The organism is Armatimonas sp. (genome assembly GCF_964826245.1).
In genome coordinates, this window is record NZ_CBAYMC010000153.1 from 1 (window position 1) to 10,656 (window position 10,656).

Sequence of the window (10,656 nt, forward strand, 5' to 3'; positions counted from 1 at the left end):
CTAAGTGCTTGCAGGTGTCCAGAACCGCCTTGTGCTCGGTGACGACCGTGATGATGTGATCGCCCTTCTCGGCGTACATCTCGGCGACTCCCTTGATGGCGAGGTTGTTCGATTCGGTAGCGCCCGACGTGAAGATAATCTCCTTCGGGTCTGCACCAAGCACTTTGGCAAGCTGGGCACGGGCAATATCAATCGCCTCTTCAGCAGCCCAGCCAAAGCTGTGACTGCGTGAGGCGGCATTGCCATAGACCTCGGAGAAGTAGGGAAGCATGGCCTCCACGACACGGGGATCCGTTCGCGTGGTGGCATTGTTGTCGAGATAGATAGGTAGTTTGACGCTCATAATTTTTTATTTTTGGGCCATGATGAGAGGCACCGTATTTTCAAAACGGCGGCCCCGAAGTGGCTCTGGTGCAAGCACATCGGCGAGGGTCATCTGGCGCAGAATATCTGCCATCTGCTCCTGGATGCGGGCTAGAGGGCCACGCAGGTGACAGTGGCGCGCCTGTTGGCAGCCATCAAGTCCAGACTCCTCCCAGCACTGTGCAATGGCGAGGGGGCCATCGGTCGCCTCAACAATCTCCGCGATAGAGATCTGAACGGCCTCACGCCCTAGCTGATAGCCCCCCGTGGGGCCTGGTACCGAGATCATGAGCTTGCGTTTCGCAAGAGCCTGCATCACCTTGGCCAAAAGCTCGGCGGGAATCTCGTAGCGCTGTGCAATCTCACGTGGCCCCACAAGGCGATCTGTCCCCTCGGTGGCGAGAAAACAAAGAGCAAGAAGGGCATAGTCTGTCTTTTTAGTAAACGTGAACACGGCGTTTGAAGTTCCCGAATTCTTTAGTCGCCGACTGAATTTGTCGCCAACCGTAAGACATAGTATCGGCTCTGGAAACCGCTGTCAAGAGCGGGAATGATTCGCAATAAAAAATAGAACGAATGTTTGAATTGCGTCGGGAAACGGCCCTATGTTATAATCGGCTATCCTGATCTTCAATAGGGTCGGGCACTTAAAGAGTTTACTTCGGCGGGGGCAGGTTGAGAGTACCAATTTCAGTGTTGAAACGACACGATTCATACCACATGAGAACACCCGTCATTGCGACAGGCCCGAGGTTACTACGGGAAATCGCTGGCATCATTAACCGTCTGACTCTAGACGGAAACTTCGGGGAGGGTTGACTCAAATGGCACATGTACGCAAAAGTCTCGCGGACATTCTCCTAGAGAAGCAGTTTCTCACAGCCGCGCAGTTAGAAGAAGCCAAGGCCGTTGGCGGAGATCTACGCAAGTCTGTGGTGGATAAAGGCTTCGCCATGGAGGTGGATGTGTATCAGTGTTGGGCGGAGTCTGAAGGGCTCCCGTTTGTTGATATCACCAAGCACAAACCAGAATCATCGGCGCTGAACGTCGTTCCACAGAATATCGTCATGCGCCACAAGGCGATCCCGGTTCGCAAAGATGGTCAGACACTCTATGTCGCGATGGCCGATCCACGCAACGTCCCGGCGATAGATGACATCAAGGTCGCCTCTCGCGTCCCCATTGTGCGTGCTCTTGCGGCGGCTCCTACGGATATTGAAGCCGCAATTAAAGAGAACTACGGCGCGGCTCTGACCGCTCCTACAGCGGGTGCGGCGACAGCAGTGGTCAAGTCCAGTGGTGGTGCTGCCCAGCCTGGTGTGAGCATGAAGGACATGAGCTCCCTCATCAATACCATTGTGGACTCCAAAGGGGGAAGCAAGGACGATGAGATCGGGGTTGAGGGCGACGACGAGAATGCGGCACCTATTATTCGAATGGTCAATGCGATTCTCTCCAATGCCATTGATATGGGGGCCTCAGATATCCACATGGAGCCGTTCCGCCGGAGCATGCGTGTCCGCTACCGAATTGATGGTGTTCTCCGCGAGGTAATGCCGATTCCCAAGCTGATCCAGAACTCCGTAGTGGCCCGCTGTAAGATCATGTCCGAGATGAATATCGCGGAGAAGCGTGTTCCTCAGGACGGTCGTATTGGGCTTCAGCACAACAAAAAAGACTACGACATGCGTGTCTCTTGTCTGCCGTCTATGTATGGTGAGAAGATCGTCATGCGTATTCTTGATAAATCGTCAACCCAGATTGGTCTGGAGCGCCTTGGTTTCCGCCCTGAGATCATGGTGCCTCTGGAGCAGCTCGTCGAGCAGCCTAACGGAATGTTTATCGTGACGGGGCCAACCGGATCGGGCAAGACCACCACTCTCTACTCGGTGCTCCACAAACTCAACAAGATCGAGCGAAATATTATCACGGTTGAAGATCCCGTTGAGTACGAGCTTATGGGAGTCACCCAAGTTCAGATCAATAAAAAAGCGGGTCTGAACTTTGGCAACGCGCTGCGTTGTTTCTTGCGTCAAGACCCGGACATCATCATGGTGGGGGAGATGCGCGACCTTGAGACGGCAGACATCGCGGTTGAGTCCGCGCTTACGGGCCACTTAGTGCTCTCCACGCTGCACACCAACGACGCGCCATCTGCGACGATGCGTCTTGCGGACATGGGGGTGGAGCCGTTTCTCATTGCGGCGACCCTGATTGCGATTCTTGCCCAGCGCCTTGGTCGTACGGTCTGTGCCAGCTGTAAAGAGAGCTACCAAGGAACGACCCGTGAGCTGCTTCCCTTTAACTTTGGCAAGCCCAGTGTCTTCGAGGCAATGGAGGAGTTTGGCCTGGATAAGACCGACCTGGATCAGCCAGTCACCCTCTACCGAGGACGCGGCACAGGCTGTGATGTCTGTGGCGAGACCGGCTATAAAGGCCGTACGGGGGTTCACGAGATGCTCACCATGAACAATGATATCGCGGATCTGATTGTGCGCCGTGCCTCGTTGGGAGATATCACGGAGGGCGCTACCCGCAACGGAATGATGAAGATGCGTGAAGATGGACTGATTAAAATCTTGCGTGGGATTACCGATATTGCCGAAGTCCGCCGCGTCGTCTTTACTGCAGGAGAAGGATAAAGTTATGTCAACCCCAGGACCGGATCAAGTTCCCCAGCCAGAGCGAATGGTGGGGGCAGGAGGCGGGCGTGTGCGCTCGCTGGAAGATGCCCACATTGATGAGCTCCTGCACCTGGTTTTTGAAACCAAAGGCGCTTCTGACCTCCATATCGCCGCAGGGCTCCCGCCGGTTATTCGGGTGGATGGTAAGCTCCTCCAGGCTCCCTACGAGTCCTTTACCCCGCAGACCAGCCAGCGCATCAACTACGATATCCTAACCGACGAGCAGATCCAGAAGTTCGAGTCTACGATGGAGCTGGACTTCTCGTATGCACTGGGCCGAGCATGTCGCTTCCGCGTGAACCTCTACCGTGATCGAGGAACCGTGGCGGCGGCATTTAGAACCATCCCTACTAAGATTCCGACCCTGGAAGACTTGAAACTCCCGCCGGTTGTCGAGAAGATTGCGCACAATACCCGTGGTCTGGTGCTGGTCACCGGTCCGACGGGCTCGGGCAAGTCCACGACACTGGCTGCGATGCTCAACGACATCAACCTGAACCGCTCGGAGCATATCCTGACGGTCGAGGATCCGATTGAGTATCTCCATAGCCACAAGATGTCCGTGGTGAACCAGCGCGAGCTAGGACAAGACACGAAGAGCTTTGCCAACGCCCTGCGTGCCGCTCTCCGAGAAGACCCGGATGTCATTCTGGTGGGGGAGATGCGAGATCTTGAAACCATGTCGCTCGCCGTCTCGGCGGCGGAAACGGGCCACCTTGTCTTTGCGACCGTCCACACCAACTCAGCGGCCTCCACTGTTGACCGTATCGTGGACTCCTTCCCGCCCGGACAGCAGGAGCAGATCCGCCTGCAGCTCTCCAACAACCTGATTGCCGTGCTTACCCAGCAGCTTCTGCCCCGCATTGGGGGAGGTCGTGTCTGCATTCAGGAGATCATGATCGCCACACCCGCGATCCGCAACCTGATCCGTGAAGCCAAGGCCCACCAGATCACGTCCATGATCCAGACCTCGGGAAATATCGGAATGCAGACCATGGACATGTGTCTGCGTGATATGACCATGAAGGGCGTCATCACGAAGGAGAATGCGCTTGCCAAGGCCATGAACCGCACCGAGCTGGAGAACATGCTCATGCAGGCCGAGATGGTGGTGGCTCAAGGCGGAGAAACCGCCAAGAACCGCCGTATGTAGTTTTAACAGTGCGAGTCTAGCGAGCCTCCTGTGTTTGAGCACAGGAGGCTCTTGTCTTTTCAGGTAAGATAAGCCCATGCCGTTTTTCGCCGCTCCGCCTCCTGCAATCACCCTCACGATAGATGCGCGTGAGGTAAGTAGCAAGCAAGTTGTCCATGTGAAACTGCGCTTCCCCGTGAAGCCAGGGCCGCTGACTCTGGAGTATCCCAAGTGGATTCCTGGAATGCATGAGCCCGTCGGGCCGGTGCAGAATGTGGTGCGGCTGGGCTTCTTGGCAGGTGGAAAGAGTGTTGCGTGGCGGCGCGATGGCTACGATAGCTATGCCTTCCAGCTTACCGTACCCGCAGGAGCCAAAGAGCTAGAGGCGCACTTTGACTATCTTCCCCGGCAAGGCGATACCGACGAGATCGCCTATGGGGTGGCAGCGACCGCGAATCTGGCGGTGATCAATCCCAGTGCGCTCTTTCTGGCACCACGGGGTGCCGATATCCGCACGACACAGCTTGCCCCTACTCTCCTACTGCCCGACGGCTGGCAGAAGGCGACATCGCTACCGAGCACTCCCACAGTCTCACTGGAGCGCCTCGCCGACTCTCCGATCTTTGCGGGAAAGTACCTCAAGCGCTTCGAGCTACCCAGCCCGGATGGCGTCTCGCACACACTGGCGGTGATTGCCGATAGCGACGAAGGAGCGACTCCCAATGCCCATGTGCTCGCCTGCATGAAAAAGCTCGTCACGGAGAGTGCAGCACTCTTCGGGGCGCGGCACTACGATAAATTCAATTTCCTGCTCGCGCTCACCACGGGGCTGCCGCAGTATGGCCTGGAGCACCATGAGTCCACGGTCAATGTTCTGCGGCCCAATGCGCTGGGGGATGGCACAGGAGTGCCCGGACAGTGGAATGCGAATCTCTTACCGCACGAGTATGTCCATAGCTGGAACGGCAAGTTTCGGCGTCCGTATGGCCTCGCAGGCAAGACCTTCAACCAGCCGCTCTCGACGGACTTGCTCTGGGTCTATGAGGGCATGACGGAGTATCTGGGAGAGATCTTGATGGTGCGCTGTGGCTTCTATCCCTTTGAGGCCGAGCGGGAGCACCTGCGGCAAACGCTCCTCTCGCTGGATGGGCGTGAGGCACGCAAGTGGCAGTCGCTCCGTGAGGCAGCACTGGCCTACCCCCTGATCGCGAGCAAGGGTGATGGCAAGCGGCTGAGGCTCTCCAACGATGTCTACTACGAGAGCATGCTCCACTGGCTGGAGGCCGATGCGCTGATTCGTCAGAAGAGTAATGAGAAGCTCTCGCTGGACGATTTTTGTCGGCGCTTCTTTGGGGGGATCAATCGTGGTTCGGAAGTGAAACCCTACACCGAAGACGAGCTTGTTGCGGCACTGAAGGCAACCCTGCCCACCTATAACTGGGCTGAGTGGCTTCACAGTCGCTTTGACTCACTCGACACACGAGCGCCCCGCCTCGGTCTGGAGCTCTCGGGCTGGCCGGAGCGCCTTGGGGAAGTCCACGACCCCAAGCGCGAGCGTGAGACCCTCACGGACTTCCGCTCTTCGCTGGGATTTCGGGTGCAGGAAGGAAAGCTCGTCGCCATCGAACCCGACTCATTTGCCGCCCAAGCAGGGTTGAGTGTCGGCAACACGCTCACGCTCCTCAATGGCCAGCCCTTCACCAGCACGCTGCTACGTGACACGATCCGGGCCTCCAAAACACAAGCGACAGTGCTTAACTTTCAAGTGGACGGTGTGCGCAGTGTCAAGTTCGACTATCTGGGAGGGGAGCGCCTCTCCCTGCTGGAGCGTGTAAAAGAGACACCTGACAGGCTATCTGGAATTTTCATGAAAAAAAATTTAATTTATCCTTGACGACTAAAGGGATATAGGTTATGATTCTCGTCAAGCGGTTATCAGTTATAAAAACATAATGAAAAGTTGATCGCACCTTCGAACACAGGTTGTTTCCTAAACTAAACCTTTGCGAGGTGTAAAGAATGTCTCATCATCAAAAGCGATCTGCGTTTACGCTGATCGAGTTACTGGTTGTTATCGCTATAATTGCGATCTTAGCAGCGATTCTCTTCCCCGTGTTTGCGCAAGCGCGCGATAAAGCACGTTCTGTCTCTTGTCTCTCCAATATGCGCCAGCTTGGCACTGCGTTCATGATGTATCTACAAGATTATGATGAAACCGTTTTGCCACGCTATCAGGCATGTCCTAGTACGGGGCCTACGGGCCCTACCCAGAAGCTATGGACGGATACCATGATGCCTTACATCAAAAATAAGCAGATTTTTGTTTGTGGGTCGGCACAAAATACAAGCTACTGCGATCAGTGGACGCAATGGGATGCCACCATTCCTGCAACAAATAACCGTGGGCGGCTCTCTATTGGTTATAATCAGACCATCAGTGGCTGGTACAATACCACACCTGATGGTTGTGGGGCAATGATTCTACCGAGTATTCCCTCTATTCAGTATCCTGCGAAGAACGTGATGTTCGCAGACTCTGTTTCGGGTGATCTTGGGGGTGGATTCCGTGGCTATCTCTTTGGTAATACGGGTCTCAATGTTCCCTATACGGCAACATCCGCAGGGAGTATCGGGGCACGCCATCAAGAGGGGACGAACCTGACATTTTTTGATGGTCATGCCAAGTGGTACAAAGGAACTGCGCTTCTCTGGAAACCGAATGCGACGATTAACTGTGCAGATACATCCTACTGGTTAAACCCCGCTATGGACATTAATGATGCCCGCGTGAAGTTTAATATTTCGGATTCCTGCTACCCCGATCCATAGGAACTCTTGATGAAAGAAAAAGTGAGCCCTCTGATGCTCATTGTGGTTGGAATCGTTGCGGTCGTGGGACTAGGACTCATGATCTGGAAGCTGAGTAAAGGGGCTTCAAGTGAGGCTCCTGGAGTGATTGTGAAACCAGATAACCCCAACGATCCTAAGTACAAACCCGATCCCAAGCTAGGTCTTGGGGGTGGCGGGGGAGCCTGATCAATTGCCCCTCTCATGCATGGCATGGGAGGGGTTTTTGCTTTCTATGGTGAAGAGAGGAGCATGAAAATCACCGAAGTCCGGGTGATCGTGACGTGCCCCGGACGAAACTATGTCGCTGTCAAGATTCTCACCGATGAGCCGGGTCTGTATGGCGTGGGCGATGCCACGCTCAATGGCCGGGAGCTCGCGGTCGCCGCTGCGCTACAAGAGCATCTCGCGCCACTGCTGATTGGCCGCGACCCCGACCAGATCGAAGACATCTGGCAGATGCTCTTCCGAGGAACCTATTGGCGCGGCGGCCCGGTGCTGATGACGGCGCTCGCCGGGATTGATATCGCGCTCTGGGACATTAAAGGCAAGCGGGCGGGGCTGCCCGTCTACTCGCTCCTAGGCGGTAAGACCCGCGAGGGGGCCTGGGCCTACACCCACTGCGGCGGTCACACGAACGAGGAGCTGGAGGACTCCGTGCGTGCGGCGATGGCCAGAGGCTTCTCGCACATCCGTGTCCAGTGCCCCGTTCCGGGCGCGACCTCGACCTACGGCATGGGCGGTGCCGCTGAAGCCGCGAGTGCGAGCTGGCTGGGAAAAGGCAGCGGCGACGGTGGCTCGATGCCCCACGTCGAGGGAAACTGGGAGCCCGCCAGCTATCTGAGAGTCGTCCCGAAGATGTTTACGTATCTCCGAGACAAGCTTGGCGATGAGCTCAATCTTCTCCACGATGTCCACGAGCGTCTGAACCCGATTCAGGCGGCGCGCCTGGCCAAAGAGCTCGAACCCTACCACTTATTCTTTCTTGAGGACGCCCTGCGCCCCGAGCATAAAGAGAGCTTTCGATTAGTGCGCGACGCCTCCACAACCCCACTGGCGATGGGGGAGCTGTTCCACTCGAAATACGAGTGCCTGCCGCTCTTCACCGAGCAGCTGATTGACTTTATCCGCTGCGACATCGGGCATATCGGGGGGATTACCGAGGCCAAGAAGATCGCCGTCCTAGCGGAGCCTTACTCCATCCAGACCGCGTGGCACGGCCCCGGCGACATCGGCCCGGCGACCCACTGCGCCAATGTGCATGTGGATGTCTCGATCCCCAACTTTGGGGTGCAGGAGATGGTCTTCTTCCCGGAGATCGTCCACGAGGTCTTCCCCGGCGCTCCCGAATATAAAGATGGCAGGCTCTGGCCCTCGGAGAAACCCGGCTTGGGCTGCGACATCAATGAGGAGGCGGCCAAGAAATATCCCTACCAGCGCAACTACCTGCCCGTCTGCCGCCGCGCCGATGGAAGCGTCCACGACTGGTAGGGGAAAATACAATAGGGCTATGGAAAATACAATGCCCCGTGAGGTGGATGAGGATCTGCTTAAGGCTACCGATTATGATGCGGTCTATGCGCTTGGGAGCGTCATCGGCACAGAACCTTCAGTAGCCGGGTGCTTTCCAAAGCCGCTGGAAAGTACGGTCGCGACAGTAGCGAGTACGAAGCCGTCGGTGGTGTGCGAACCAGCAAGCGCAAGAAACCTAAGAGCGCCTAGAGGAGGATCGTGATGCTAAGCTTGTGGCAGGTTCTCCTACTCAGCCTTGCAATCTACTACGGAGTTCTTGTGCCTGCCTGGCTTTACCGGAAATGTACCTGGACTAAGCAGATTGCCATTACTGAGCTAACCCTGGAAACGCTTCCTCCCAAGGTAAAAGAGCACTTTCAGAGCAAAGAAAAGGAGCTACGGACACTGGGGTTCCTCCCGAACTCTTTGCTTCTTTGGGACTATGGAGGCACAGGAAGCGTTATCTATGTCTGGCACTTTGAGCACTCGGAACATGCGGAAGTCGCGCGGCTGGAGGCAGTGGTAGGTTTGGATCGCACCTCGGCTCCTTACTGCTTCGAAGGGGTCTTTGCTCGGTTCCAAAGTGGGCAAAGTATTGAACTTGTCAATGACGATTATTATTGCTTTTGGGCACGTAAATCTAAAGAACAGGTATATGTTCTGGATACGGAGCAAAGTCTCGACTCTCTTTATACACTGCACCAGTTTGCCTGCCAATCTCACCTTCAGCGTTTCCCCGATGATCTTCTCGTTCGGCGTACGTGGACGGTAGAGGAGCGGCGTACCGCGAGCATGGAGATCTCTCTGGATCAGGTTCAAGCAGGTATCCTGCGCTACGAGCCAACCACAGAGGCTTACCGTCTGACGATCCCTGGAGCATACCGCTTGATGCTCTTTACCTACGCTCCTTTTTCAGAGATCATTAAGGCTGAGGTACGCCAGCGTGCCGAGGCTCTCAAAGAAGCGTATCAGAAGTCAAAGGCGATAAAATAGCGCCATGAGCACTACACTCACCGCTGATCCACAAACGGGCCAGGTTCGCTGGACCCGAGAAGGCTTTCGGATGATGGCCGATGCCGGCCTCTTTGCTGATGGCCGCTACGAGCTACTCGAAGGCGAGATCGTTAAAATTATGCCTAACGAACCCCATACGTTTGTCAATATGAAGCTGATCCGCGCTTTAGTGGAGTGCTTTGGCTGGGACTATGTCCGCATGCCTGGCTCACTAAGTGCTGGGGAAAAGAGTGAGCCTGAGCCCGATGCTGCCGTGACGCACCAGTCTGCTGAGGTTTATCTCAAGACTGGCATTCCTCCCGGCAGTGAGTTTCGGCTTGTGGTGGAGGTCTCCGACAGCACGCTCTGGCGGGATAAAGGCCAGAAAGCAAAGCTCTACGCCACCGCAGGGGTTCCCGAGTACTGGGTGGTGAATCTTACTGGGCGCACCGTGATCGTCCACCGCAGGCCCGCCGGGGAGGACTACCAGAGCATCGTCACCTACAACGAAAACGAGTCCATCTCCCCCGAAGCCGCCCCCGAGCACACCATCGCCCTCGCGGAGATTTTTCCACCTCTCCCCGAAGAAACTGCTGACTAGGCGCTCTCTTCGCGGAGCTTGCCTTCGCCCTCAAAGATCAGTCTTCGGGTGGCGACTTTGTCGAGGAAGAATCTATCGTGGCTGACCACTAAGACCGCGCCGGGGAAGTGGATCAGGGCCTGCTCCATGACTTGAATGCTGGGCATGTCGAGGTGATTCGTGGGCTCGTCGAGGATGATCACGGGGGAGCCGGAGAGTAGACACTGCGCCAGCGCGACGCGAGATTTCTGGCCACCGGAGAGCGTCCCGAGCTTTTGCATCCGGTCCATCTCGGAGAATCTGAGCATCTCTAAGAACTTATGGACATGCTTGCGCGGCGCATGAAAGGCCAGTCCGAAGGTGTTGATGGCGTGCGAGAGCGTGTCTTTGGGATCAAGATTTTCGAGGAGCTGGTTGAAGTGGACCGCCTTGACGCCGCCCTCCCAGCGCACCAGACCCGAGTCGGGCGCTTCTTCTCCCGTGAGCAAGCGCAGCAGCGTGGACTTACCGCTGCCGTTGCGCCCGACAATGGCGAGGCGCTCGTT

Annotated in this window: 11 protein-coding genes; 8 read left to right on the forward strand and 3 right to left on the reverse strand. The window is 56.2% G+C overall.

The window, feature by feature from the left end:
• The coding region (locus AC1XOS_RS14590; protein ID WP_481962956.1) for an aminotransferase class V-fold PLP-dependent enzyme at positions 1-343 on the reverse strand (343 nt) is incomplete at its 3' end.
• A gap of 6 nt (positions 344-349) precedes the next feature.
• The gene (locus tag AC1XOS_RS14595; RefSeq protein WP_481962957.1) at positions 350-817 is read right to left on the reverse strand and encodes an RrF2 family transcriptional regulator; all 468 of its coding nucleotides are present in this window, start codon (positions 815-817) and stop codon (positions 350-352) included.
• Between the two features lie 370 nt (positions 818-1,187).
• On the opposite strand from AC1XOS_RS14595, the gene AC1XOS_RS14600 reads away from it, so the two are divergent.
• The 8 genes from AC1XOS_RS14600 to AC1XOS_RS14635 all read left to right on the forward strand — a co-directional run bounded on the left by AC1XOS_RS14600 (position 1,188) and on the right by AC1XOS_RS14635 (position 10,132).
• On the forward strand, positions 1,188-3,005 hold the full coding sequence (locus AC1XOS_RS14600; RefSeq protein ID WP_481962958.1) for a GspE/PulE family protein: 1,818 nt from the start codon (positions 1,188-1,190) through the stop codon (positions 3,003-3,005).
• Between the two features lie 4 nt (positions 3,006-3,009).
• Complete coding sequence (locus tag AC1XOS_RS14605) at positions 3,010-4,200, forward strand: type IV pilus twitching motility protein PilT (RefSeq protein ID WP_481962959.1); 1,191 nt, start codon at positions 3,010-3,012, stop codon at positions 4,198-4,200.
• A gap of 76 nt (positions 4,201-4,276) precedes the next feature.
• Positions 4,277-6,073, forward strand: coding sequence for a M61 family metallopeptidase (locus tag AC1XOS_RS14610; RefSeq protein WP_481962960.1), 1,797 nt, complete (start codon positions 4,277-4,279; stop codon positions 6,071-6,073).
• A 125-nt stretch (positions 6,074-6,198) separates the two neighbouring features.
• Positions 6,199-7,008 carry a type II secretion system protein gene (locus AC1XOS_RS14615; protein WP_481962961.1) on the forward strand — a complete coding sequence of 270 codons (810 nt, stop codon included), beginning with the start codon at positions 6,199-6,201 and terminating at the stop codon, positions 7,006-7,008.
• A gap of 9 nt (positions 7,009-7,017) precedes the next feature.
• A complete protein-coding gene (locus AC1XOS_RS14620; RefSeq protein WP_481962962.1) occupies positions 7,018-7,215 on the forward strand; it encodes a hypothetical protein in 198 nt (65 codons plus the stop codon).
• Positions 7,216-7,278: 63 nt separating this feature from the next.
• On the forward strand, positions 7,279-8,517 hold the full coding sequence (locus AC1XOS_RS14625) for a D-galactonate dehydratase family protein (protein WP_481962963.1): 1,239 nt from the start codon (positions 7,279-7,281) through the stop codon (positions 8,515-8,517).
• A gap of 240 nt (positions 8,518-8,757) precedes the next feature.
• Positions 8,758-9,531, forward strand: a complete 774-nt coding sequence (locus AC1XOS_RS14630; RefSeq protein ID WP_481962964.1) for a hypothetical protein — start codon at positions 8,758-8,760, stop codon at positions 9,529-9,531.
• Positions 9,532-9,535: 4 nt separating this feature from the next.
• Positions 9,536-10,132 carry a Uma2 family endonuclease gene (locus tag AC1XOS_RS14635; RefSeq protein ID WP_481962965.1) on the forward strand — a complete coding sequence of 199 codons (597 nt, stop codon included), beginning with the start codon at positions 9,536-9,538 and terminating at the stop codon, positions 10,130-10,132.
• On the opposite strand, the gene AC1XOS_RS14640 is transcribed toward AC1XOS_RS14635, so the two are convergent.
• The coding region (locus AC1XOS_RS14640) for an ATP-binding cassette domain-containing protein (protein WP_481962966.1) at positions 10,129-10,656 on the reverse strand (528 nt) is incomplete at its 5' end. The two genes, AC1XOS_RS14635 and AC1XOS_RS14640, sit on opposite strands and share 4 nt — an antisense overlap.

Excerpts from the sequence above, each read along its gene's own strand:
- AC1XOS_RS14600 (WP_481962958.1), top strand. The coding sequence starts at position 1,188 with ATGGCACATGTACGCAAAAGTCTCGCGGACATTCTCCTAGAGAAGCAG.
- AC1XOS_RS14605 (WP_481962959.1), top strand. The coding sequence starts at position 3,010 with ATGTCAACCCCAGGACCGGATCAAGTTCCCCAGCCAGAGCGAATGGTG.
- AC1XOS_RS14610 (WP_481962960.1), top strand. The coding sequence starts at position 4,277 with ATGCCGTTTTTCGCCGCTCCGCCTCCTGCAATCACCCTCACGATAGAT.
- AC1XOS_RS14615 (WP_481962961.1), top strand. The coding sequence starts at position 6,199 with ATGTCTCATCATCAAAAGCGATCTGCGTTTACGCTGATCGAGTTACTG.
- AC1XOS_RS14620 (WP_481962962.1), top strand. The coding sequence starts at position 7,018 with ATGAAAGAAAAAGTGAGCCCTCTGATGCTCATTGTGGTTGGAATCGTT.
- AC1XOS_RS14625 (WP_481962963.1), top strand. The coding sequence starts at position 7,279 with ATGAAAATCACCGAAGTCCGGGTGATCGTGACGTGCCCCGGACGAAAC.
- AC1XOS_RS14635 (WP_481962965.1), top strand. The coding sequence starts at position 9,536 with ATGAGCACTACACTCACCGCTGATCCACAAACGGGCCAGGTTCGCTGG.